This window comes from Shewanella halifaxensis HAW-EB4 (assembly GCF_000019185.1).
Taxonomy (GTDB): domain Bacteria; phylum Pseudomonadota; class Gammaproteobacteria; order Enterobacterales; family Shewanellaceae; genus Shewanella; species Shewanella halifaxensis.
Genome location: NC_010334.1, coordinates 1,352,239 through 1,376,889 on the forward strand (window position 1 = coordinate 1,352,239; position 24,651 = coordinate 1,376,889).

Annotated in this window: 18 protein-coding genes; 11 read left to right on the top strand and 7 right to left on the bottom strand. The window is 43.5% G+C overall.

Annotated features, from left to right (window positions below; translation table 11 throughout):
* Window positions 1-433 precede the first annotated feature (433 nt).
* The 4 genes from thrA (at window position 434) to SHAL_RS05670 (ending at window position 5,721) form a co-directional block, all read left to right on the top strand.
* On the top strand, window positions 434-2,899 hold the full coding sequence (thrA, locus tag SHAL_RS05655) for a bifunctional aspartate kinase/homoserine dehydrogenase I (protein ID WP_012276228.1): 2,466 nt from the start codon (window positions 434-436) through the stop codon (window positions 2,897-2,899).
* Entirely contained in the window at window positions 2,896-3,831 is a 936-nt protein-coding gene (thrB, locus tag SHAL_RS05660; RefSeq protein WP_012276229.1) for a homoserine kinase, read from the top strand. The genes thrA and thrB overlap by 4 nt, the downstream gene beginning before the upstream one ends.
* 44 nt (window positions 3,832-3,875) lie before the next feature.
* Window positions 3,876-5,162, top strand: coding sequence for a threonine synthase (thrC, locus tag SHAL_RS05665; RefSeq protein ID WP_012276230.1), 1,287 nt, complete (start codon window positions 3,876-3,878; stop codon window positions 5,160-5,162).
* A gap of 268 nt (window positions 5,163-5,430) precedes the next feature.
* A complete protein-coding gene (locus tag SHAL_RS05670) occupies window positions 5,431-5,721 on the top strand; it encodes a hypothetical protein (protein ID WP_012276231.1) in 291 nt (96 codons plus the stop codon).
* 17 nt (window positions 5,722-5,738) lie between these two features.
* Here the strand turns inward: SHAL_RS05670 and nfo are convergent, their stop codons facing one another.
* Window positions 5,739-6,593 carry a deoxyribonuclease IV gene (gene nfo / locus SHAL_RS05675; RefSeq protein ID WP_012276232.1) on the bottom strand — a complete coding sequence of 285 codons (855 nt, stop codon included), beginning with the start codon at window positions 6,591-6,593 and terminating at the stop codon, window positions 5,739-5,741.
* Window positions 6,594-6,834: 241 nt separating this feature from the next.
* Here nfo and SHAL_RS05680 point away from each other — a divergent pair, with 241 nt between their 5' ends.
* Window positions 6,835-7,374, top strand: a complete 540-nt coding sequence (locus SHAL_RS05680) for a hemerythrin domain-containing protein (RefSeq protein ID WP_041415862.1) — start codon at window positions 6,835-6,837, stop codon at window positions 7,372-7,374.
* A gap of 78 nt (window positions 7,375-7,452) precedes the next feature.
* On the opposite strand, the gene SHAL_RS05685 is transcribed toward SHAL_RS05680, so the two are convergent.
* The 5 genes from SHAL_RS05685 to SHAL_RS05705 form a co-directional block, all read right to left on the bottom strand.
* Window positions 7,453-7,638 carry a DUF3545 family protein gene (locus tag SHAL_RS05685; protein WP_012276234.1) on the bottom strand — a complete coding sequence of 62 codons (186 nt, stop codon included), beginning with the start codon at window positions 7,636-7,638 and terminating at the stop codon, window positions 7,453-7,455.
* A gap of 223 nt (window positions 7,639-7,861) precedes the next feature.
* Window positions 7,862-9,499: a glucose-6-phosphate isomerase gene (gene pgi / locus SHAL_RS05690; protein ID WP_012276235.1), complete on the bottom strand. Its 1,638-nt coding sequence runs from the start codon at window positions 9,497-9,499 to the stop codon at window positions 7,862-7,864.
* 16 nt (window positions 9,500-9,515) lie between these two features.
* Window positions 9,516-10,472 (bottom strand): transaldolase, encoded by a 957-nt coding sequence (gene tal, locus SHAL_RS05695; RefSeq protein WP_012276236.1) that lies wholly within the window; start codon window positions 10,470-10,472, stop codon window positions 9,516-9,518.
* A 282-nt stretch (window positions 10,473-10,754) separates the two neighbouring features.
* Window positions 10,755-11,852: an OmpA family protein gene (locus SHAL_RS05700; RefSeq protein ID WP_012276237.1), complete on the bottom strand. Its 1,098-nt coding sequence runs from the start codon at window positions 11,850-11,852 to the stop codon at window positions 10,755-10,757.
* Between the two features lie 241 nt (window positions 11,853-12,093).
* Complete coding sequence (locus tag SHAL_RS05705; protein ID WP_012276238.1) at window positions 12,094-14,460, bottom strand: phosphoketolase family protein; 2,367 nt, start codon at window positions 14,458-14,460, stop codon at window positions 12,094-12,096.
* Between the two features lie 422 nt (window positions 14,461-14,882).
* Between SHAL_RS05705 and SHAL_RS05710 the strand changes: the two genes are divergently transcribed.
* From SHAL_RS05710 to SHAL_RS05720, 3 genes are all read left to right on the top strand, one after another.
* Window positions 14,883-16,364: an alanine/glycine:cation symporter family protein gene (locus tag SHAL_RS05710; protein ID WP_012276239.1), complete on the top strand. Its 1,482-nt coding sequence runs from the start codon at window positions 14,883-14,885 to the stop codon at window positions 16,362-16,364.
* A gap of 108 nt (window positions 16,365-16,472) precedes the next feature.
* On the top strand, window positions 16,473-17,246 hold the full coding sequence (gene yaaA / locus SHAL_RS05715; protein WP_012276240.1) for a peroxide stress protein YaaA: 774 nt from the start codon (window positions 16,473-16,475) through the stop codon (window positions 17,244-17,246).
* A gap of 813 nt (window positions 17,247-18,059) precedes the next feature.
* The gene (locus SHAL_RS05720) at window positions 18,060-18,374 is read left to right on the top strand and encodes an ArsR/SmtB family transcription factor (RefSeq protein WP_012276241.1); all 315 of its coding nucleotides are present in this window, start codon (window positions 18,060-18,062) and stop codon (window positions 18,372-18,374) included.
* Between the two features lie 219 nt (window positions 18,375-18,593).
* Here the strand turns inward: SHAL_RS05720 and rpsT are convergent, their stop codons facing one another.
* A complete protein-coding gene (gene rpsT, locus SHAL_RS05725; RefSeq protein WP_012154338.1) occupies window positions 18,594-18,860 on the bottom strand; it encodes a 30S ribosomal protein S20 in 267 nt (88 codons plus the stop codon).
* A 256-nt stretch (window positions 18,861-19,116) separates the two neighbouring features.
* Between rpsT and murJ the strand changes: the two genes are divergently transcribed.
* The 3 genes from murJ (at window position 19,117) to ileS (ending at window position 24,531) form a co-directional block, all read left to right on the top strand.
* Window positions 19,117-20,676 carry a murein biosynthesis integral membrane protein MurJ gene (murJ, locus tag SHAL_RS05730; RefSeq protein WP_012276242.1) on the top strand — a complete coding sequence of 520 codons (1,560 nt, stop codon included), beginning with the start codon at window positions 19,117-19,119 and terminating at the stop codon, window positions 20,674-20,676.
* Window positions 20,677-20,741: 65 nt separating this feature from the next.
* On the top strand, window positions 20,742-21,677 hold the full coding sequence (gene ribF / locus SHAL_RS05735) for a bifunctional riboflavin kinase/FAD synthetase (RefSeq protein WP_012276243.1): 936 nt from the start codon (window positions 20,742-20,744) through the stop codon (window positions 21,675-21,677).
* A 31-nt stretch (window positions 21,678-21,708) separates the two neighbouring features.
* Window positions 21,709-24,531, top strand: coding sequence for an isoleucine--tRNA ligase (gene ileS / locus SHAL_RS05740; RefSeq protein WP_012276244.1), 2,823 nt, complete (start codon window positions 21,709-21,711; stop codon window positions 24,529-24,531).
* Window positions 24,532-24,651 lie beyond the last annotated feature (120 nt).

Genomic DNA, 24,651 nt, shown 5'->3' on the forward strand with positions numbered 1-24,651 from the left:
TTCTAGCTTTAGGGGGCTGGGCTATCCTTTTGATTATTATTATATTACTTCGTCTACTAATTTTAGTTTACGTAAGCGTAACTCAATAATTACCTCGTTAATTTTTCAGTAAACATAAATTGATCGTTATTTATGACTCATTTACTACTTTATTTATCTAATAGGCTTAATTATAACAATATAGTTGAGTTTAGGGGTTGACATGCGTTGCTAAAAAAAGCAATTCTGTTGGTACACAAATCAATCCAGTTGGATAGAAACTAATTTATATGTTTAGCCACGTTTTAATGAACACCACCATTATTACAACCACCACGATTACCAACGTGGGGGCGGGCTAAGCACAACCTGATATAAGTAAAATATCAAGCCCGCTCCCCCAAAAGGAGCGGGCTTTTTTGTTTCTTAGGTGGCGCGGCACAAGGAGATTTTGATGAAAGTAATGAAATTTGGTGGAACCTCGCTTGCTAATTGGCAGCGTTTTAAAGGCGCTGCGGAGATTATCCGTCAGTCTGCTAATTCACAAGCTACAGCCGTAGTATTATCAGCCCCTGCCACCGTTACCAACGGCTTGATTGAGATGGTTGATGTTGCAGTAAAAGGGGGGGACTACTGTGCCGTGCTAGCCAAGGTAGAACAGGTTTTTAAAGACCTTTATGCAGCAGCGGCGGTTAGCTTAAGTACAGAACAAAATATTTTGCTTAATGAGAAGCTACAGCAGCAGCTAACTTTTTGGCAGAGTAAGCTTGACGGAATGAGCTTACTTGGCGAGTGCCCTGAAAGTGTTGAAGCACAGGTTTTGGTCGGTGGGGAGAAGCTGTCATCGGCGTTAATGGTTGAAGTGATGAAGTCTTTTAACCATAGTGCGGATTTATTAGTGCCCGAGTCTTTACTCGTTGGTTATGGCCCACGTCTTGAGTCTGCAGTCGATATTGAAGCAAGTAAACTTCGCTTCAATGCTCTAGATTTATCTGTGGCAAAAGTATGGGTGATGCCAGGGTTTACAGCGGGTGACAGTGAAGGCAAGGTGGTCACACTCGGACGTAATGGCTCTGATTATTCTGCGGCAGTATTATCAGCTTGTATCGGCGCAAGCTGTTGTGAGATCTGGACCGATGTTGATGGTGTCTATAATACCGATCCGCGAGTGGTTGCAGATGCCAAACTTTTGTCTCAGCTTAGTTATCAAGAGGCGATGGAGGTATCTTACTTTGGTGCAAAGGTGTTACATCCTAAGACTGTAGCGCCTATCGCGCAGTACCATATTCCGTGTTATATCCGTAATACCTTCAATCCAGAAGCCGTGGGCACATTGGTGTCAGATCAGCCCGATGAAACAGGGCTCAATGTCAAAGCCATTTCTAATCTAGACTCGCAAACGATGTTTGATGTATCAGGCCCTGGCATGAAAGGCATGGTCGGTATGGCGAGTCGTACACTTGGCGCTATTTCTCGCTCTGGTGTGTCGGTGTCCTTGATCACTCAAAGTTCCTCTGAATACAGCATCAGTTTCTGTGTCGCTACTGAAGACGCAATTAAAGCCAAGTTTGCCCTAGAGCAAGAGTTTGAACTTGAGCTTAAAAGCGACATTCTAGAGCCGATTGAGATGCGTCATGACTTAGCAATTGTCTCACTTATTGGCGATGGTATGCGCACCCACAAAGGTGTGGCCGCCAAATTCTTCCAGGCGTTAGCTCAGGCGACAGTAAATATCGTGGCTATCGCCCAGGGCTCATCTGAGCGTTCGATCTCTGCGGTGGTAGAGCAGCGCAAGACTAAGCATGCTATCGCTGCCTGTCATCAATCTTTCTTTGATGTGCAGCATTACCTAGATGTATTTCTTGTCGGCTGCGGTAATGTGGGCGCCGGTTTACTTGAGCAGATAAAGCTGCAGCGTAGCATGTTAAAAGAGCAACATATTGCTATCCGAGTCTGCGGGATCGTTAATTCGAAAAAAATGTTACTCGATGCACAAGGTATCGACTTAGCCAACTGGCAGGGCGTATTAGCCGATTGTGAGCAAGAGGCGGATCTCGATGCTATGTTGGTATGGGCGAAGGAGCAGCAGCTACTCAACCCTGTGCTGGTGGACTGCACCTCGAGTGAATTGGTATCGAATAAATACCTAGATGTTATGAATGCAGGGCTTCATGTTGTTACGCCAAATAAGAAGGCTAACACTCGCGATATGGCGTATTACCAAGATTTAAGACAAACAGCGCTTAAGCAGCGTCGTCAGTTCCTGTATGAGACAACCGTTGGTGCGGGTCTGCCTGTTATCGATAACCTAAAAAAACTACTATTTGCTGGTGATAAGTTGCTGCGCTTTAATGGCATTTTATCGGGCAGTTTGTCTTACATTTTCGGCATGCTTGATGAAGGCATGACTCTGTCCCAAGCAACATCAATCGCCAGAGATAAATGCTTTACCGAGCCCGATCCTCGTGATGATTTAAGTGGTATGGACGTGGCTCGTAAAGTGCTTATTCTTGCAAGGGAAGTGGGCATGGAGCTTGAGCTTAGCGATATCCATGTTGAATCTGTATTACCTGATTCATTCGATGCCTCTGGCGACGTTAATGCCTTTATGGCTAAACTGCCGTCGTTAGATGCAGAGGTTGCCCTGCGAGTTGAAGCCGCTAAAGGACAAGGTAAAGTGCTGCGCTATGTTGGGCAGATTGATGATGAAGGCTGTAAGGTTAAAATAGTCGAAGTCGGTGCCAATGATCCGCTATACAGCGTTAAAGGGGGAGAGAATGCCCTCGCATTTTATAGCCGCTATTACCAGCCTATCCCATTTGTACTTCGAGGATATGGTGCGGGTACCGATGTTACTGCTGCGGGCGCATTTGCCGATATTTTACGTACACTAAATTGGACTCGTGAGGTGGGGGTATGAGTGTAACCATTTATGCCCCAGCATCGATGGGCAACGTAGGCGTGGGTTTTGACCTACTGGGGGCGGCGTTAGCCCCTATTGATGGCAGTTTGCTTGGCGATAGGGTTAAGGTTGAATCTGCTGAGCAGGGACTTTCACTCATTCTTGAAGGCCATTGGGCAAGTAAGTTACCGCAAAATGAGCAAGAGAATATTGTCTATCAATGTGCAGCGTTTTTCCTCTGCCATCTAGGTAAAGACACAGGGCTTAAATTAACGTTAGAGAAGAACTTGCCTGTAGGCAGCGGACTTGGCTCGAGTGCCAGCTCGGTTGTAGCCGCGCTAATGGCATTAAATGAATTTTTTGAGCAGCCATTTAACGAGCAAGAACTGCTGCGCTTAATGGGGGAGTTCGAAGGCAAGATCAGTGGCTCAATACATTATGATAATGTTGCCCCTTGTTACTTAGGCGGAATGCAATTGATGCTCGATACGCCTAAGACTGTTTGTGAAGCGATCCCTGAGTTTAAGCAATGGTATTGGGTGGTGGCTTACCCTGGTATTTCGCTATCAACCTCAAGAATGCGCCAATTGATGCCCAATGAATTCGATAAGCAGACGACGATCGATTTTGGTCGCTACTTAAGTGCCTTTGTACACGCATCCTATAAGCAAGATGCAGATCTAGCTATTTCGGTATTAAAGGATGTGTTGGCCGAGCCATATCGCGCGCCTGAAATCCCTAATTATCAAAATGCTAAAACGGCTTTAGCCGAGTTAGGTATGTTCACGACAGGGATTTCAGGTAGTGGTCCGACCCTGTTTAGCATTACCGATGATCTTGATGTGGCTAAGCAAGCACAGCAATGGCTGGACGCGAACTATGTTGAGCCTAGTAAAGGCTTCTCTCATATCTGCAGAATCGATAGCCAAGGGGCTCGTAGAGTCGACTAAGCGTCTTAACTAGACCCAATGAACAGAATTTTAAGGAAGTCATTATGGAGTTATATAACCTAAAGCACCCGTCACAGGTGGTGAGCTTTACTGAAGCGGTCAAGTTAGGCCTTGGAAAGGACAGAGGTCTATTTTTCCCAAAACAGATCCCACAGTTGCAAGATGTCGATAGCTTATTGGCGCTGCCATTTGTAGAGAGAAGTAAGAAAGTCATTGGTGCTTGGTTGGCCTCTGAGCTTGGCCAAGATACTGTTGATAGATTGGTAGAGCGTGCCTTTAACTTTGAGCTGCCATTAGTGAAGGCTGATAGCAATCTGTATAGTTTGGAGTTGTTTCATGGTCCAACGCTTGCGTTTAAAGATTTTGGCGCCCGCTTTATGGCCCAGTGTTTAAATGAACTAGCTAAATCAGAAAAGATTAACATTCTCACAGCCACCTCTGGCGACACTGGGGCTGCGGTAGCAGATGCATTCTATGGCTTAGATAATATTAATGTGGTGGTGCTGTATCCAAAAGGCAAAATCAGCGTACTACAGGAGAAGATGTTTACCACATTAGGAAACAATATCCATACGGTTGCGGTAGAGTCAGACTTTGATGCGTGCCAAACTTTGGTAAAGCAATCATTTGAAGATCTCGATATTAGGGAGGGTTTGCATCTTAACTCGGCAAACTCAATTAATATCAGCCGTTTGCTTGCTCAAATTTGCTATTACTTCGAAGCGGTTGCACAGTTTAAGCAACATAATGAAAGCGATCCCGTGATTGCCGTACCCAGTGGTAACTTTGGTAACCTAACGGCTGGCTTATTTGCTAAAGCCATGGGGCTACCTATCAAGCGATTTATTGCTGCCACAAACAGTAATGATACCGTACCTCGCTATTTAGATAGTGGCAAATGGCAGCCAGAAACCACCGTCGCGACGATGTCCAATGCGATGGATGTGGCCGAGCCGAGTAACTGGCCACGTGTCGAAGCGATTGTAGAGGTTATGGATTGGTCTTTGGAGGATATTGTTGGCTTGGGGATCACTGAGACGCAAACAGCGGCTTCGGTGCAAGCGCTGAATAGCGCTGGGTACCTTTCAGAGCCTCACGCTGCCATTGCTGCTTTGGCACTTAAGCAAACTATGTCTGCAGATGAGAAGGGAATATTCTTAGCAACGGCTCATCCGGCTAAATTTAATGAGGTTGTGGAAGAGATCCTCAATATTGAGCTAGCCTTACCTGAGCCATTAGCTCGTGTCGTCCCGAAAGCTATTTGGTCTGCAGAGTTACCAGCAGATTTTGCGCTGTTAAAACAACATCTTTTCAAGGTGTTGCTAGATTAACTGGGCTGGTTAAATAGGATAAAACATAAATGTTACTTAAATAAGGAAGCTGTTAAGGCTTCCTTTTTTTGTTGATAAATTGTGGGTAGCAATTTAAATATGCAGCTGTGTTTCAAATTGTTTTTTCACCTATTTAATTGTTATCTGTTTTTTTTAACAGTTGAAACCAAGTGTGACAGCTAAAGCTGATGCGGTGCGATCTGTATCACTATTTTTAATGGCAAATTTTTATATCGTGCGCCGCAGTTTTTAAATTGGAGTCGGTATTGTGTTTCGTTTTGTCATAGCTATTTTATGCGTTAGCCTTTTAAGTGGTTGTGCGAGTGAAGAGTTTGAACTTTATCATCGGATCAACGAAGCTTATGACTTTGAAGTAACCCACTGTGACAGTTTTGCCATGGTGACTGGAATTGGACGGGGCGATAATGCACTCGCTGACGCAAGATTGAGCGCCATTAAGCAAGGTGAAGAGCTTAAAGGCACCCATATCGTATGGTTGCAATCAGACTTAGGCGAGCCTACCAAAGTGGTTGCAGTGATCTACAAATGTTTAATGTAGCAAATTAGGAATTAAGATCACTGCTTAGCGAGAAAACGTAACCAGTTAATCTCTTCCTGCCAGATCTCTGGGCGTATCGTTTCTAAAATAAGTGGGATCCCTTTAATCACATCTAGCTTCATCAAGCTAGCAAACGCTTGCTGACCTATTTCACCTTGCCCTAAGGATTCATGGCGGTCGACTCTACTATTAAGCGCTGTTTTACTGTCATTCAAATGCATGGCTTTCAGGTATTGATTACCCACGACCTTATCGAAAAGATCAAAGGTTTGCTTGCAAGCCTCTTGGGTGCGAATATCATAACCTGCTGCAAACAGGTGACAAGTATCGATACAGACGCCAACCCTAGACTTATCTTCCACACCATTGATGATCTGCGCTAACTGTTCGAATGAGTGCCCAAGATTGGAACCTTGGCCTGCGGTATTTTCGATTACAGCGGTCACGCCAGATGAACGTTCTAAGGCTAAGTTTATCGATTCACTAATTTTTGCTAAGCAGTCATCGATAGGTATTTTTCTTAGGTGACTACCAGGGTGAAAGTTCAATAAACTAAGGCCTATCTGTTCGCAGCGTTGCATTTCGTCATAGAAGGCCTGACGAGATTTTTCTAACAGCTCATCATCTGGGTGACCCAAATTAATCAAGTAACTATCGTGAGGCAAAATGGATTCGAGGCTGATATTAGCGTCGTGACAATGCTGCTTGAATAGTAATATTTGCTTCTCTTCGAGGTCATTCGCCTGCCAGCGACGTTGGTTTTTGGTAAACAGAGCAAAAGCATTCGCGCCAATCGCTGCGGCATTTAGTGGAGCATTGGCGATACCGCCAGCGGCGCTAACATGGGCGCCAATAAGGTGTGAAGCTTGCATCTGGATCTGTTCCGTTATTGATTTCTATTTTTGGTATTATGCCACGGTAGCGTAAAAGTGGTTTAGATCACTCTGTGAATATTTATTTTCAGAGTGCTCGACACCCACAAGTCTTTGTTAGTTAATCTAAAGTTAGTTGATCTTTATCATTAGTCTTGTTGTAATTCACTTGTTATATTGGGTGTTCTTTATACGATTTACTAATATTAACGGTAGTGGTGGAATTAGGATGGAGAAGACTATGCTGGCGAGACTCATGCACGATCATAAGCATATTGCTATTTTACTTAAGGTCTTAAAGAATAAATACACTAAGCTGTCCGCCGGTGAAGCGATAAACTATAACCTAGTGCGAGATATAGTGGAGTATATGCAGAGTTATGCAGAGCATAGCCATCATCCGTTAGAAGAGGTCATTTCAGAGTTTTATTGGAATAAGCTTGGTCGAGCACATATCAATGAAAAGCTGACTTCTGAGCATCAGAAGTTAGGCGAGGCCTCCGCGTCTCTAATGGCGACATTAAACCTCATTTTGAATGATACCGTGGTATCGAAAGAGCAGTTAGTTGCCGATCTAGAAAGTTATGTGCGGATGCAGCAAGCGCATATGGAATTTGAGGAGTCGACGGTATTTCCGAAATGGAAGGAGGTCATTACCGATGATGACTGGCACGTGGTCGCGGCCATGTGTAATGCTCGCTTAATTGATGACCCTCTGTTTAGTGATAGTGATAAGGTTCTGTTTGAAGAGCTTAGAGAGTACTTGAACACCGCAGAATAACGATTTTGTCGAACCTGTGGTATTTTGTTGTTCGAGTAAAATTAAAGAAGAGCGCTTTAAGCGCTCTTCTATTTGGTTTTACATCAGGAGGGTATCAAGCTCGCCACTGAAATTATTATCTATCTCTTGAAGTTCTTTAAGTAAACGGTGCTTTTCCTTTAGAGCTTCAATTTCACGCCACTTCCGCTTTTTATTGGAGCTTCTTGAGCGGCTTGGCTTCTCAACTACACTATCTAGCGCACTACCATAATCGAGTCGATTCATGGCAACCTCCTGTTTTTTTATTTTGTCTTCAATTTAATAGCATGATTTTTGCTCACCTTGCAATCAAAATGTTTCAGGAATGTTAAATTGGACGAATGTTTAATGTTTTAGTATGAGAGGAGGTGAGATAAATATGGTCTTTTTTTTAAGCTATATGGAATGCTTGGCTGTAAAAAACAAAAAAGCCAGTAGAAACTGGCTTTTTTATAGCTTGAGTACGAGCTTAGATATTTCCTTGCCTAAACAGGTTAATCAAACCATTACTAGAAGTGTCGAGCTCATCGGCATCTTTACTTGCCGTGAGGCGATCGAGAACATCGTTGCCTAGTTGCTTACCAAGCTCGACTCCCCACTGATCAAATGAGTTAATCTGCCAAATAGCACCTTGAACAAATGTTCTGTGTTCATATAGAGCAATTAATGCACCTAACGTTGAAGGAGTAAGCTTATCCATTAAGATGGTATTGCTCGGCTTATTACCCGGCATCACCTTATGTTTAGCGATAAGTTGCTTCTGCTCATCGTTAAGGCTACTAGAGCTTAACTCTGCTAATGCTTCTTCATAGGTTCTACCTTGCATCAATGCTTGGGTTTGACCAAAGCAGTTTGAAGCAAGTTGAACATGATGCTCACCCACCGGGTTGTGGCTGTTGAGTGGCATAATGAAGTCGGCTGGAATGAGTGCCGTTCCTTGATGCAATAGCTGGTGGTATGCGTGTTGACCGTTAGTTCCTTCGCCGCCCCAAATTACAGGTCCAGTGCTGTAATCAACATCGGTACCATTTAGGGTGACAGACTTACCGTTACTCTCCATATCTAGCTGCTGAAAGTAAGCTGGCAGGCCTCTTAGGTAATGATCATAAGTTAACACTACATGAGACTGAGCATTGAAAAAATTACCATACCATAGTGAGAATAAGCCCATAATAACGGGCATATTGTCTTCTAATGGAGTATTGGCAAAGTGTTCATCCATCTCATGAGCACCGGCTAATAACTCGCGAAAGTTATCCATACCGATTAGCAGAGCGATAGGTAATCCAATTGCAGACCAAAGTGAATAGCGACCACCGACCCAGTCCCACATAGGGAAGATGTTATCGGCATCGATACCAAACTCCGTTGCCTTAGCGACATTTGAGCTCACAGCGACAAAGTGCTTAGCAACATCAGATTGTGATGCACCTTGTCCTAAAAACCACGCTTTAGCGGTAAGCGTATTGGTTAACGTTTCTTGAGTACCAAAAGATTTAGAAGACATCACAAACAAGGTGGTTTGCGGGTCTAGGCCTTTTAGTTTTTCAGTGATAGAGGTTCCATCAACATTTGCCACAAAATGGCAATTTAGCTCACCCGTCCAATATGGACGCAATGCTTGAGAAACGATTTTAGGCCCTAAGAAAGAGCCGCCAATACCGATACTGACGACGTCAGTAATGGCTTTACCTGTGTAGCCTTTCCAGCTTCCGGATGTAAGCGACTCGACGAACTCACTCATTTTTGCCAGTGTTTGCTGAACCTCGGCGACAATATTATTGCCATCGACAATAATAACTTTGTCTGCTGGTGCACGAAGAGCCGTGTGTAGTACCGCTCTTTGTTCTGTGTTGTTGATTGCTTCTCCAGCAAACATCGCCTTAATTTTTGATTCAAGCTGAGTGTCTTTCGCCAGCTTAAATAAAAGAGACATCGTCTCTTGTGAGGCGCGGTTTTTAGAGTAATCTAGAAACAATCCACAGGCCTGAGTCGACATGTCATTAAAACGCTGAGGTTCTGTGCTAAATAGCTCGCGCATATGGGAAAGCGTTTTACTGTGCTTTTCTAATGCTTGCCAAGTGGCTTGTTGAGTGAGTTCAGTCATTTTTTTGTCCTATTGATTAAGACGAAAGTTTGTTTTTTAGCATAACTTCAAGCTTACCTTGGTCGATAGCGAAGTTGCGAATACCTTCAGCAAGCTTTTCAACTGCCATTGCGTCTTCGTTAAATTCCCAGCGGAACTGCGCTTCAGTCATTTCAGCTTCGGGTGCAACAACTTCAGTTGCTGGCAGTAGCTTTTGTACAATAGGAGTCGTGCTGTTTTGTAGCTCTTCAAGTAGAGCTGGGCCAATGGTTAGTCTGTCACAACCAGCAAGCTCGATAATTTCGCCTGTGTTTCTGAAGCTTGCGCCCATTACAACAGTATTAAAGCCATGACGCTTATAGTAGTTATAGATGCTTGTTACCGAGACGACACCTGGATCTTCAGTCGCTGAGAATTCAAGACCAGTATCTTTCTTATACCAATCTAGGATACGGCCAACGAATGGAGAAATAAGGTAAGCACCTGCTTCTGCACATGCACGTGCCTGAGCAAAGCTAAATAGTAGCGTTAGGTTACAGTTAATGCCTTCTTGCTCAAGTTGCTTGGCGGCGCAAATGCCTTCCCATGTTGACGCTAGCTTAATAAGGATACGAGACTTGTCGATACCTGCAGCTTGATAAAGATTGATAAGTTTATGCGCTTTTGTGATTGATGCCTCTTTATCAAATGATAAACGCGCATCAACTTCTGTAGAAATACGACCAGGAACAATTTTTAAGATCTCAAGACCGATATTAACCGCAAGTTTATCCCCAGCATCTTCAACCTGCTGCGCTAGGTCGTCACTTTGGCTTTTAGCCCAATCGATAGCGTTTTCGATTAATGCACTGTACTCAGGAATTTCTGATGCTTTTAAAATAAGAGAGGGGTTAGTCGTTGCATCTTCTGGCTGGTAACGCTTTATGGCTTCAATATCGCCAGTATCGGCAACAATGGTCGTGAAAGGTTTAAGTTGTTCTAATGTGTTGGCCATATGTATTACATCCTTACTCTAGGAACAGCATCTATTGGACAATTAATTTAGCAGCTATTAAAAGCCATTTGAATGAACTTTCCAACTATATATGAAAAAAAATTACACAAAAGTTGCTAAAAATCATTTAAATTGACTGTTTTAGTAATCTAAGTACGAAAACTTGCTAATAATTGGGGCTCGTTAAAAGTTTGATCAAGAAGTATAGCGTTTTTATAAACCCATCATATTAAAAAAGCCCACGGTTGTGATAGCCGTGAGCTTTTGGTAAAGAGCATAATTTTATTTAAGCACTGGAGTGACAGATAGATCTGTTACATGGGCTTCGATACGTCGGTTTACGGCGTTAGCTTCTGCGGAACTTCCTTCCATTAGCGGCCTTGTTATACCGTAACCTTTTGAGGACACTCTGCCCGGCGCTATATCATATTCATTGATGAGAATTTCGGCAACAGATGCTGCACGTCGCTCAGAGAGATCCATATTATAATCAGCTTTACCCGTATTAGAGGCGAAACCAGAAATGGTTACTTCTGCATTAGGGTGCTGCTTCATATATGTAGCAAGCTCCCGAATGGCACCATATGAAGACTTTTCTACTTCAGCTGAGTTGTTAGCAAATTTTGCTTCAATATCAAGCTGGCTCTCTACTTCTAAGAAAATCGGACAGCCGTATGCATCAACCTTATAGGTAGTTGGTGTATTCGGGCACTGATCTAAGTCATCTGTCACGCCGTCGTTATCAGAGTCTACAACTATGATTGCGGCGACGACCGGAACAGGCTTAGCCTTATTACCAAAACGATAGCTTAGCTCAAGACCCCAATAGTTACTTTCCATCTCAAGGGTTTTCCACTTGTCCTCGTCTAGGTTTTCATAACGACGGTATTTAGCCTGAATTTTTAAGTTATCAGTAATGTTATAACCGATACCCGCGCCAAAGTAAGGAGCCACACCGCTGTCGCTGTAGTATTCACTGCCATAGTTCTTGTTATTTGAAATGAGATAGTTGAAAGCACCGGCTTCAGCTGACAGGCTCCAATTACCTGCAAAGGGCCAAAAAGCCACTAGACCAAGGTTCATGCCTTTAGCTCCCACATCATTGAGCTTGTTTGAATAGTCGACCCATTCTGCTCGCCCTAGGTCTCGATAGCCTAGCTCTGCGCCGAAATAATCATTAAACAGGTAACCTGCGAATACATCCCATGCATAGGGATCGTCTTTACCACAGCTTTTCATGGTTTTTTGATCGCAATTAGGTTCGTAGTTGTTGATGCCGACCCCACCACCTACATACCAGGGGCTCATACCGTCAGCCGCGCTAGCAGCAAAAGGTAACATCGAAGTAAGCAGAACTGCTTTTAGTGTGTTGTTCATCATTTATAGTCCTTATGTTTTATTTATAAAACGTCTCCGCCTGCTTACTATTATTCTAAGCAGTACTAGCACTTATCACGGAGTTCCTTTATGTTTTAGCTAGCTGACACTATTATCAACTGCAAATGCGATATTTTCCACTCCAATTGTGAAATATCATAGAGAACTAAAGTTGCATAAAAAAAGGGCGCTTTAAAAGCGCCCTTTGATTGATTGAAAATTACAACTCAAAATAGATAAAGAGTTAACGTGTCCAAACCCAGTTTTCGATGCTTTCAGGATCAACACCGTTGGCCTTGATGTAATTTCTATGGTCGACTAAGCGTTGCAGCATGTCGGTGGTGATAGCCACGTGTTGAGACTCGTCAATCACGCTGCTCTGGAAGAGCTTGTATGCCATATCAATGACTAGATGGTAACGTGATGTGCCATTACGAACGCCCATATCAAATGGAGTTGTTGTTGAGCCTTCCTCTTCATAGCCTTTAATTCTGAAGCGCTTGCTACCTTTATAATCAAACACTAGTTTCTTAATCGTGTTTGGATAACCGTGATAATTGAATACTACACCTTTATCTGCCGTGAATACTTCATCCATCAACCAAGGCTTAGCTTGGAACTCTAAGCTACCTAAACCACTACTTGTGAGTTCTGTAACACTGACAAAGCGAATGCGTACACGTGGTAGCAGCTCACGAATAAGCACCAGTGCAGCCATCGCCTCTTGAGTGACATAATCACCACAACCGACAAGTACCACATCTGGGTTTTCATCTGATGCGAAATCCCAAACCATGACACCATCTTTTGCTTGTTGACGAGCCTCATCGAGTGTTAGCCACTGTGGTAGATCTTTCTTACCCGCCACTAAGATGTTGAGCTTGTCGCGATCGGCATAAGCGCGCTCAGTATAAACTAAGGTGCTGTTACCATCTGCAGGAAGGTAAGCTGAGATAATCTTCGGGTGTTTCTCAAGCATCGCACCCAAGAAAGAGGGGTTTTGATGTGAATAACCGTTGTGATCTTGGCGCTCAAGTAGTGAGGATAAAACTACGTTACAAGCAGGAACAGGCTTACGGAAATGTACGCCTTGGCTCGCATATACATATTTACAGTATTGGTCGGCCATTGAAGAAACAACTTGTGAGAACGCCTCATAAGTTGGGAACATGGCATGGCGACCCGTTACTGTGTAGCCGTGTAACATACCGAATAATAGGTTTTCTGATAGCAACTCGATGACTCGACCGTCACGAGACATATCTTCATCCCAGCTTTCGATAGGCCACTGCCATGCACGGCTCGTCTCTTCAAATACGGCTTGTAGTTGATTTGAATAGGTTTCATCTGGACAGAAAATACGTAAGTTACGCTGATCGCGGTTAAGCTTAAATGCATCACGCATCCATTCGCCCATCTTATACATAGATAAGCCGCGATGGCCGCGAGGGGTTTCAGGACCATAGGCAAGCTTTTCTAGATCAGGTTTAGCGAGTGCGCGAACCACTTCACCACCATAACTTAAATGCTGGCGACCACAGGTTAGTTCTTTTGGTGGTAGAAGGGACTGAATATCTTCGTCGAAGATCAGCTCGCCTTTTTCATTGATACTATAAAGCTCATTAAACTTGTAGCTCGCAAGCCAAGTATTTAGTGCATCGAGGTGACCTTTGTTGCTAGCACATTTGTTGACGATAACCTGGTGGGATTCACAGTTACCTTCTAATTTCTTACCATCAAACTCGGCAGTACCCGTCCAGCCTTTAGCGGTACGCATTAAGATCACTGGCCAGCGTGGCTTAACGATATCTTCACCTGCACGAGCGCGGGTTTGGATGTCATTGATCATTTCGTATGACTTATCCATTGCGGCAGCCATCTGAAGATAAACGTCTTCTTCTAATTGATCATCAACAATAATGGGATGGTAACCTAGACCTCTAAATTCAAGATCGAGTTCTTCATGGCTCATACGACCCATACGAGTCGGACCCGAAATCTTATAACCGTTGATATGAACAATAGGTAAAACAGCACCATTATTCTTTGCAGACACTAAACGGTTCGCATACCAAGAGGCAGCTAGTGGGCCGGTTTCTGACTCACCGTCACCGATAAGGCAAGCGGCAATCAGATCTGGATTATCTAAAACAGCGCCCCAAGCAACAGAAAGTGAATAGCCTAGTTCACCACCTTCAAGGATTTGGCCTGGCGCTTCAGGGTTCGCATGCGAAGGGTAACCATAAGCGGCAGAGAACTTCTGGCAGATATCGGTGATCCCGTCTTCATTATATGGAATGGTATCGGGGTAGAAGTGGCTTAAGGAGCCTTCCATAAACAAGTTTGCTTGAACAGCTGGAAAGCCATGGCCGGGGCCAACTAAATAAACGAATGAGCGGTTGTGCTTGGTGATGAGCCTGTTAACGTTAGCGTAGACAAAATTGATACCTGGGCACGTTCCCCAGTGACCAAGTAGCCTAGGCTTAATATCGGAGTGTTCAAGTGCGCGTTTATGCAGCACGTTTTTCTTTAAATAAATTTGTGATGTCGCCAGAAAGTTAGTTGCTCGAACAAATTTCTTAAGTGCGACAATTTCTTGCTGATGTGCCATAAATAACCCCATTTACGTAATCATAAAGTTAAACAAATTTTATATAACTCACTATATTTGTAATTTTATTACAAAAACGTGTGCAATATCTGATTTATTGAAAGAGTTTTGTACAATTTAATGTAGTTAACTTGCATGTGGCTGGCGTGTTAATTTGGTTAAATTTTTTGGTGTTGTTCTGGTGCAGGTGTGATGTAGATGTCGGCTAAATGAGAAACTGTGATCTGCATCGCTCGGGATTGAAGCAATGCTATGCTATTTTGCTGCGCGGAATACAGCAGGCGTGATGTAATTTTTTCACGTTAAGACAATTTGAAAATAAAAACTGCTGTTATTTAAATACCTTAGGAAGGATAAAAACAGGATAAACTAATCTAGCGTTCGTCTTGCTCGATTCTGTTTGTCATGGGGATTGAAATTATATGATAGAAACAACGATTAACTTTCTCAATGCGCTGCTTTGGGGAAAGCTTTTAGTATATGGTCTGGTCGGTGCCGGACTGTATTTTACGATTCGACTGGCATTTATACAGCTCACTCATTTTAAGCATTCTGGTGAAATTATGCTTAAAAGCCGACAAGGTGGAGGCCAAAGCGGTCTTTCATCTTTTCAAGTTTTCTGTACTAGCATGGCTGCGCGCGTTGGTGCCGGTAATATGGCTGGTGTGGCCGTTGCAATTACTGCGGCAGGTCCTGGTGCCGTATTCTGGATGTGGCTTATTGCTATACTCGGTATGGCTACCGCTATGGTTGAATCGACGTTGGCACAGGTTTATAAAGTGCGCGATGAAGACGGCCAGTATCGTGGTGGCCCCTCTTATTATATGGAGAAGGGACTTGGTCAACGTTGGATGGGGATCCTATTCTCAATCTTCCTGATCATTGCGTTTGGCTTAGTGTTCAATGCTGTTCAAGCCAATACCATTACCGGTGCGATGACTCAGGTCTTCGGCTTTGACCCTACTTATGTCGGTATCGGCATAGTGATTGTTAGCGCGTTTGTCATCATGGGCGGCCTAAATAAGGTGGCCAAGGTCTCTGAAATCGTTGTTCCGATTATGGCTTTAGCCTATATCTTGATCGCATTTGTTGTTGTGGCAATGAACTTCGAGAAGCTACCAGATGTATTTATGCTGGTGATTAAGAGTGCCTTCGGTCTGCAGGAAGCTGTGGCTGGTGGTGTGGCTTATACTATCGCTCAGGCTATGCAAGCAGGTATTGCTCGTGGTCTATTCTCTAACGAAGCGGGTATGGGTAGTGCTGCTAACGTTGCAGCGAGTGCTTCACCAAACCCAAACCATCCAGCATCGCAAGGCTTTGTACAGATGATGGGTGTGTTTGTTGATACCATCGTTATCTGTACTGCGACTGCTGCCATCATTTTGTTAGCGGGCGACGTAGGCTCAGACAGTGATGGCATCAAACTTACAATTGATGCTCTTACACAGCATGTTGGTCCATGGGGCGGTGGGTTCGTTGCATTAGCGATTTTACTATTCTGCTTTACTTCAATTATTGCCAATTACTCTTACGCTGAAACCAACGTAATGTATTTATCGGGTAATAGTAAGAAAGCACTACCAATATTTAGAGTCTGTGTTTTAGGTATGGTGATGTTTGGTGCTGTCGCAAAAATTGGCCTAGTGTGGAACTTAGCCGATGTGTCTATGGGTCTAATGGCGACGGTGAACATTATCGCCTTACTGCTATTGTCTGGTTTAGCGATTCGAGTGATTAACGATTATCGTCAACAGCTGAAAAGCGGCGAGACGCCAACGTTTGACGCTAGCAAGTTCCCAGAGCTATCTAATTTAGAAGGCGGAATTTGGACGAGCAAAACTGTTGAAGAGGAAGCCAAGGCTCAAGCTAAGGCCGTAGCGAAAGCTGAAGCCGCTAATGCTTAATCTATAAGTTTTATCAGTACAATCTAAAAAACCACGCTGTTTAAGCGTGGTTTTTTTGTTTTTGTTCAGTATCATTAGCTTAATTATTTATCTTTAAAGGCCTCATGTATGCTGATCTTAGTCTCTCCTGCAAAAACGTTAGATTTTGACAATCCTCCAGGCTGCGAAAGCTACTCAATGCCGACGTTACTCGATCAAAGTAAACAGCTTATTGAGGTGTGTCGCACGCTTACCCCAACAGATATTGCGACTTTAATGAAAGTAAGCGATAAAATTGCAGGGCTAAACGTGGCAAGATTTAGCTCTTGGCAAAAAGATTTTACCCCTGAGAACGCTAAGCAAGCAGTGTTTGCGTTTCGTGGCGATGTATATACAGGTCTTGATGCCGATACACTGTCAGAGGCAAGCTTACAAAAAGCTCAGAAGCAACTAAGGATCTTATCGGGTTTATATGGTTTGCTTAAGCCATTAGATTTGATGCAGGCGTATCGATTAGAGATGGGGACCCGACTCGCTAATGATCGTGGCACGAATCTGTATCAATTCTGGGGGGATATCATCACCGATGAAATCAATAAGACCACAGAGGAGCAGGGCGATGAATTCATCATTAACTTAGCGTCGAATGAGTATTTTAAAGCCGTGAAACCTAAGCAACTCAATGCGCAGGTGATCACCCCAATCTTTAAAGACTGTAAGAATGGCCAATATAAAGTTATCAGTTTCTTTGCCAAAAAGGCGAGAGGCATGATGGTGCGTTATATTTTGGATAACCATGTCGACTCGCTAGAGGCATTAATCAAGTTTGATACGGCGGGTTACTACTACAGTGAAAAAGACTCGACAGTTAATGAGCCAGTATTCCTGCGTGAAGCGCAATAGTCGTTAGGCGCATGGGGATAATCGAAGTAATCGGTACCATCTGGCCTGTGGATGCCACTGATATACCTTTAGGTGGCTATATGGATACATCAAGACCGCCGGAGACTGCGTTACAGCCTATAACTACCTCATTAGCTACCATTGACTGAATTAGCTTAATAAGTTGTTTATATCCTTACTCACAGGCTCTAAAGTCGATTTGATAGATACGACCAGTGCCAAAGTCAGATTATGATGACGACAATGCCTTTTGGTGCCGCTTCAACGTTTTTAAGCTATCAAAGCGGATGATATTAGCTTCGATCCCCTCTAAATGTCGCAATGCAGCCTCCTAAGGCTGTTATCACGAGTGGTTGTGGAAATGGAACTTATAGAAGCCTTTGCTTCAGCACTGTGCCACATGAGGACTTGTATCGCTTCTTTATAGACTTTATCAAAGCCTTGCCTCGTCAGTTTAACCTTTGCCCACTGAACAATAATAAGATCTCGTTCACTACCTGCTAGCCGAGAGTCTAGCTCAACGGTTAGAGATTCAACTCGCTCGTAAGTAAGAGTCGCTAAGGGCTTTTGTTGTAAATCAGTGGAAACGGCCTCGTCTCTATTATTTTTTGTGTGCTGGCAACCAATTAAGTTAAGAGGAATTAATCCTCAAAGCATATTGAGATACTTGTTTTTCATAAGTTTTTTTGTTTTTTACTATGTATATCCCACTTTTTAAAACAATCTAGCAAAAAGTGTGCTTTATGTCCCGACTATATCTGTAAGGCAACGCTATATTAGGGCGTCGGTTTGTTTTAGGAGAAATGGCTCGTAATGAATATAGAATTAATGCAGCAACGAGCAGACCATGCCGTTGTATTGTTGAAAGCGTTAGCCAATGAACGTCGTTTATTTATCTTGTGTTATCTTCTTAATGAAGGCGAGATGTGTGTTGGTGAAATGAATAAGAAGTTGGGGTTAAGCCAATCGGCTCTGTCTCAGCACTTAGCTTGGTTACGTAAAGATAATTTAGTCGAAACACGCAAAGAAGCTCAAACGGTTTACTATTCGTTAAAGAGTGAAGAAGTTGCAGAGATCATTAAATTACTGAATAACATCTATTGTGAAAGCTTAAAGACTGTTGCTTAGTCAATCTAAAGTCAGTTGTTAGCAAGTTAAAGTTTAATTTGTTACGGTTGGTTTTTATTGACTCTACAAAAGCTATATAATGGATGACTAATGGAGAGGCTTGCCTCTCTATTTTTTTGTCTGAATTTTGCTAATGTGAACTGTTGGTGTGTACTGGAAATTGCAGATATAAAAAAACCGGCCAAGGCCGGTTTTTTTCATTTGCTTTAAAGCTAAAGATTAAGCAACAAGTGCTTTGATTTTAGCATTTAAGCGTGACTTATAACGAGCAGCCTTATTCTTGTGAATAAGACCTTTAGTCGCCATACGGTCAACAATTGGTTGTGCTACAGCGAAAGCAGCAGTAGCTGTCGCGTGGTCACCTGCATTAATTGCAGCGATTACTTTTTTAACGTAAGTACGTAGCATTGAGCTACGGCTAGCGTTGTGCTGGCGACGCTTTTCAGATTGAAGCGCGCGCTTCTTTGCAGACTTGCTATTAGCCAAGGTGCAACTCCTAAAACTGGGTTTGGTATTTTTAAGGTCGAGGAATATGCCTTATTTTTGTCACTTTGTCAATGACAATGATTGAATCAATCTGATTAACTCAAAATAATCCAACCTACTTGGCTATCTTCAACCTAACTCGTGTAATATGTGGCGCAATTCTAGCAGGTATTGCTATGAGACAATAGAGCTAATACCAATTTTTACGTGATATTAGCGAAAGTTATTTAGCTCTGTAGCAGGGGTGGGGGGCGTTTTGAGCAGAAAGTTAGTTAAGTCAGGCATCATTGTTAGTGCCATGACGTTGATTTCCCGTGTTTTAGGTTTGGTTCGAGATGTTGTTATTGCGAACCTTATGGGAGCAGGAAGTAGTGCGGACGTGTTTTTTTTCGCCAACAAGATCCCCAATTTTTTAAGGCGCCTATTTGCCGAGGGCGCTTTTGCACAAGCATTTGTGCCCGTATTGACAGAATACCAAGAGAAAAATAGTAGCGAAGAAATTAAGGATTTAATCGCAAAAGTTGCCGGAACGTTAGGTGTACTTGTTAGTATCGTGACCTTAGTCGGTGTTATTGCTTCACCAGTCTTAGCGGCCCTGTTTGGCGGGGGCTGGTTTTTAGCTTGGGTCAATGACGAGCCCAATGGGGCAAAGTTTGAACTAGCCTCGTTAATGTTAAAGATTACCTTTCCCTATTTATGGTTTATCACATTTACTGCGTTAGCGGGTTCGATATTAAATACTCGTGGGCGCTTTGCTGTGTCGGCATTTACGCCCGTATTTCTAAACATCGCCATTATCGCTGCGGCTATTTTTCTAGCTCCCAATATGCAACAGCCTGAAATCGGTTTGGCATGTGGTGTATTTTTAGGTGGCTTAATCCAGTTCTTGTTTCAAATTCCTTTTCTTATTAAAGAGAACGCGTTGGTGAAACCTCGTTGGGGATGGAGTCATCCAGGGGTAACCAAAATACGCACCTTAATGATCCCTGCACTTTTTGGTGTTTCAGTGTCACAAATTAACCTGTTGCTCGACACTTTTATCGCTAGCTTCTTAATGACGGGCTCAATAAGTTGGCTGTACTACTCCGATAGACTGCTGGAGTTTCCGTTAGGTTTATTTGGCATTGCCATTGCGACCGTTATCTTGCCGGCTTTATCTAAGCGACATGTCAATGCCGAAAGTGATGAGTTTGCAAAAACCATGGATTGGGGAGTCAAAGCGATAATATTGCTCGGATTGCCAGCAATGTGTGGCCTTATTATGCTAGCTAAGCCGATGTTGATGGTACTATTTATGCGCGGAGCGTTTAGTTATGAAGATGTTGAAATGGCATCTTATAGTTTAATGGCCTACGGCAGTGGTTTATTGAGCTTTATGTTGATTAAAATTTTGGCACCGGGTTATTACTCGCGCCAAGATACTAGGACGCCGGTACGCTATGGCATTATCGCGATGGTGAGTAATATGGTGTTTAACCTTATTTTTGCCATCCCATTCGGTTATGTCGGTTTAGCTATCGCCACCTCAATGTCGGCGATGCTCAACGCGTGTTTATTGTACCGCGGACTGCATAAAGCTAATGTTTATCGTGCTAATAAGGCGACGCTGGTATTTTTTGCTAAATCAGCCGTTGCCGCAGCGGTGATGTTGCTTGTGTTATTCCAATTTGACCCGACAATACCGCAATGGCTTGACTTATCTTTTATAGAGCGTAGTTATACCTTAGTTAAGTTGATTGTATTTGCAGCAATCGCTTACTTTATTTGCTTAGTTTGCCTCGGAATTCGTCCTTGGAAGATGAAAGCTGCTGTTTGAGTGCTGATTATAAAGCCTAGCTGGTATATAATCCGCCCATTTACTCTCATGTGTCGTGTAAGATAATGGAATTAATCCGCGGTATTCATAATATTTTGCCGAAACATCGAGGTTGCGTATTAAGCATAGGCAACTTCGATGGTGTTCACCGTGGTCATGCGGAAGTGATTAATCGGCTCGTGAAAAAAGCAAAACATTTAGGTTTGCCTGCTGTTGTAATGACTTTTGAACCACAGCCACGAGAGTTGTTTCAGGGTGAGAATGCGCCAGCTCGTTTGAGTTTGCTACGAGACAAGATAGTCTTGCTCGATGAGTTAAAGATCGATCGCTTATTATGTGTAAACTTTAATAATAAGTTTTCAAGTTTTACGGCAGAGGATTTTATCGAGCTACTACTCGTTAAGGCCCTTGGTGTGAAGTACCTAGTTGTTGGCGACGACTTTTGTTTTGGGAAGCAACGCCAAGGTAATTTTGAGATGTTACGCAAGGCCGGAGAAAAGCATGGTTTTGCTGTAGTAAGCACTCAGAGTTTTATTCTGGGCGATAAGCGAGTTAGCTCTACGGAAGTTAGACAGTTGCTTGCAAAGGGTAACTTAGAGCAAGCAAGACGCTTGTTAGGGCATCCTTTTACGTTAAGCGGTAAGGTTGCTCATGGTGAAAAAATTGGGAGAACGTTAGGTTTTCCTACCGCTAATATTGCCTTAAAACGCAAAGTGTCGCCTGTTAGAGGCGTGTTTGCAGTTAAATTATATTGGGATAATAGCGACATATATGAAGGCGTAGCCAACGTTGGTTTTAGGCCAACGGTAAATGGTCAAGTCTGTCAGTTAGAAGTCCATTTATTTGATTTTGATGGTGACCTTTATGGCAAAACTGTCGAAGTTGAATTAGTGGCAAAGATTAGAGACGAGCAGCCATTTGGATCGTTAGATGCGCTGAAAAAACAAATTAAAGATGATGCCAATAGAGCGAAAGCCCTACTTGGTAGCGATGCAGGCTGAACAGCTTAGCTAACAAAACGGTAAAGGATCAATGAGCGACTATAAATCTACTTTGAATTTGCCGGAAACAGAGTTTCCGATGCGTGGTAATTTGGCTAATCGTGAGCCAGAGATGTTGAAATCTTGGAACGAGAACGGACTGTACCAGCAGATCCGTGAAAGCCGTAAAGATGCTAAACCGTTTATTTTGCATGATGGTCCTCCATATGCGAACGGTGATATCCATATTGGACACTCAGTAAACAAAATTCTTAAAGATATTATTATTAAGTCAAAGACCATGTCTGGTTTTGACGCGCCGTACATTCCAGGCTGGGACTGTCATGGTCTACCGATTGAGCTGAAAGTAGAGCAAAAAGTGGGTAAACCAGGCCATAAGGTTACTGCAGCTGAGTTTCGTCAAAAGTGCCGTGAATACGCTGCAAAGCAAGTTGACGGTCAACGTGAGGACTTTATTCGTTTAGGTGTATTTGCTGACTGGCAAAATCCGTACCTAACGATGGATTTCAGCACCGAAGCTAATATCGTACGTTCACTTTCTAAGGTTATTGAGAACGGCCATCTGCATAAAGGTGTTAAGCCTGTACATTGGTGTACTGATTGTGGCTCTGCTTTGGCTGAAGCTGAAGTTGAATATGAAGACAAGATGTCTCCAGCAATCGATGTCGCCTTCACCGCTGTAGATAAGAGTGCATTACTCGCTAAGTTTGGTCTTGCTGACTACGCTCACAATATCTCAATGGTTATCTGGACTACCACACCATGGACTCTTCCTGCTAACCGCGCGCTTGCGGTAGCGGCTAATGTTGAGTACACCTTGGTTGAGATGGTTAAAGATGGCCAAACTCAAGCACTAGTACTTGCAACTGACCTTTATGAATCATGTATTGAGCGTTTTGGCGCAGAGTCTCACACGGTATTGGGGACGGTAGCAGGTAGCGATCTTGAGCTTTTACGTTTTAATCACCCATTCTATGATTTTGACGTACCTGTTATTTTAGGCGACCACGTGACTGTTGATTCGGGTACTGGTGTGGTTCATACCGCGCCTGGTCATGGTCAAGACGACTTCGTTGTGGGCCAAAAATATGGTCTAGAAGTGGCAAACCCAGTTGGTGATAACGGCGTTTATAAGCCAGATACAGAGATCTTCGCAGGTTTACATGTATTTAAGGCAAACAAGAACGTAGTTGAATTGCTTGAAGAGAAGGGCGCACTCCTTAGTCATGTTCAGATTAAGCATAGCTACCCGCATTGCTGGCGCCATAAAACGCCAATTATCTTCCGCGCTACGCCGCAGTGGTTTATCTCTATGGATCAAAAGGGTCTGCGTACGCAGGCTATAAGTGAAATCGAGCAGACTAAATGGATCCCAGATTGGGGTCAGAGCCGTATTGAAAAGATGGTAGAGAACCGTCCTGATTGGTGTATTTCACGTCAGCGTACATGGGGCGTGCCTATTACCTTGTTTGTACACCGTGAAACTGAAGAGCTTCATCCTGATAGCGTGTCTTTGATGGAGCGTGTTGCCGCTCGTATCGAACAACAAGGCATTCAAGCTTGGTGGGATCTAGATGCATCTGAGCTATTAGGTGACGAAGCAGATCAGTACCGCAAAGTGACCGACACATTAGATGTTTGGTATGACTCAGGCTCAACATTCTCGACAGTTGTTGCTGCACGTCCAGAGTTTCATGGCCATGATATCGACCTTTATTTAGAAGGTAGCGATCAACACCGTGGTTGGTTTATGTCATCGCTAATGATTTCTACAGCGATGAATGGTAAAGCACCATATAAGCAAGTGCTGACTCATGGTTTCACCGTTGACGGACAAGGCCGTAAGATGTCTAAGTCTGTCGGTAACGTGATTTCACCGCAACATGTGACCAACAAACTGGGTGCCGATATTCTTCGTTTATGGGTCGCTGCGACCGATTACAGTGGCGAGATGACGGTTTCAGATCAGATCCTAAACCGTAGCGCCGATGCCTATCGCCGGATCCGTAATACGGCTCGATTCCTATTAGCTAACATTAATGGCTTCGATCCAGTTAGTGACATGGTTGCCATTGAAGATATGGTTGCATTGGACCGTTGGGTTGTTCGCCGCGCAGCTGCACTACAGCAAGAGTTACTGGAAGCATACGATGAGTATAACTTCCACCTAGTAACGCAAAAGCTGATGCAGTTCTGCTCTGTTGAGCTAGGTAGTTTCTACCTAGATATCATTAAAGACAGACAGTACACAGCAAAAGGTGACAGCAATGCGCGTCGTAGTTGTCAGTCTGCGCTGTACCTTATTTCTGAGGCTATGGTGCGCTGGATTGCGCCAATCCTAAGTTTCACAGCTGATGAGATCTGGAAGCTGCTACCGGGTGAGCGTGGTGAATACGTATTTACCGAAACTTGGTATGAAGGCCTTAAGTCAATCACACTTGAATCTGATTTAAGTGATGAGTACTGGGATCAGTTATTGGCCGTTCGCGCTGAAGTGAACAAGGTTATTGAGAATGCACGTCGTGAGAAGCAGATCGGTGGCTCTTTAGAAGCTGAAGTGACTTTGTTTGCCGATGATGCATTATCTGCGGTACTTGAGAAGCTAGGTGATGAACTGCGCTTTGTGTTACTAACGTCTAAAACTGAAGTTGTAGCTCTAGCGGCAGCACCAAGTGATGCGATTGGAACCGAACTTGCTTCACTTAAGTTAAGCTTGAAGAAGTCTGAGGCCGAGAAGTGTGAGCGTTGCTGGCACCATAGAGAAGATGTAGGCACCGTTACTGAGCATCCAACGCTATGTGTACGTTGTGTTACTAACATCGAAGGTGATGGCGAAGTTCGTCAGTTCGCTTAATCAGTAATAACAACGGCTCTTTAGGAGCCGTTGTTTTTTTTGTGTTCTAATTTTACATTTTTAAGAGAGACATCTCTTAAAGCTATGGCAAAACAATATTCAGATTGAGAAGGAATGATA

What these genes read in the sequence shown, in the direction of transcription:
- SHAL_RS05685 (WP_012276234.1), bottom strand. Translation starts at nt 7,638, where the DNA reads ATGAATCGACTCGATTATGGTAGTGCGCTAGATAGTGTAGTTGAGAAG.
- ribF (WP_012276243.1), top strand. Translation starts at nt 20,742, where the DNA reads ATGGAATTAATCCGCGGTATTCATAATATTTTGCCGAAACATCGAGGT.
- yaaA (WP_012276240.1), top strand. Translation starts at nt 16,473, where the DNA reads ATGCTGATCTTAGTCTCTCCTGCAAAAACGTTAGATTTTGACAATCCT.
- SHAL_RS05710 (WP_012276239.1), top strand. Translation starts at nt 14,883, where the DNA reads ATGATAGAAACAACGATTAACTTTCTCAATGCGCTGCTTTGGGGAAAG.
- SHAL_RS05720 (WP_012276241.1), top strand. Translation starts at nt 18,060, where the DNA reads ATGAATATAGAATTAATGCAGCAACGAGCAGACCATGCCGTTGTATTG.
- ileS (WP_012276244.1), top strand. Translation starts at nt 21,709, where the DNA reads ATGAGCGACTATAAATCTACTTTGAATTTGCCGGAAACAGAGTTTCCG.
- pgi (WP_012276235.1), bottom strand. Translation starts at nt 9,499, where the DNA reads ATGACTGAACTCACTCAACAAGCCACTTGGCAAGCATTAGAAAAGCAC.
- SHAL_RS05705 (WP_012276238.1), bottom strand. Translation starts at nt 14,460, where the DNA reads ATGGCACATCAGCAAGAAATTGTCGCACTTAAGAAATTTGTTCGAGCA.
- tal (WP_012276236.1), bottom strand. Translation starts at nt 10,472, where the DNA reads ATGGCCAACACATTAGAACAACTTAAACCTTTCACGACCATTGTTGCC.
- nfo (WP_012276232.1), bottom strand. Translation starts at nt 6,593, where the DNA reads ATGCAAGCTTCACACCTTATTGGCGCCCATGTTAGCGCCGCTGGCGGT.
- thrB (WP_012276229.1), top strand. Translation starts at nt 2,896, where the DNA reads ATGAGTGTAACCATTTATGCCCCAGCATCGATGGGCAACGTAGGCGTG.
- SHAL_RS05700 (WP_012276237.1), bottom strand. Translation starts at nt 11,852, where the DNA reads ATGATGAACAACACACTAAAAGCAGTTCTGCTTACTTCGATGTTACCT.
- thrC (WP_012276230.1), top strand. Translation starts at nt 3,876, where the DNA reads ATGGAGTTATATAACCTAAAGCACCCGTCACAGGTGGTGAGCTTTACT.
- SHAL_RS05680 (WP_041415862.1), top strand. Translation starts at nt 6,835, where the DNA reads ATGCTGGCGAGACTCATGCACGATCATAAGCATATTGCTATTTTACTT.
- thrA (WP_012276228.1), top strand. Translation starts at nt 434, where the DNA reads ATGAAAGTAATGAAATTTGGTGGAACCTCGCTTGCTAATTGGCAGCGT.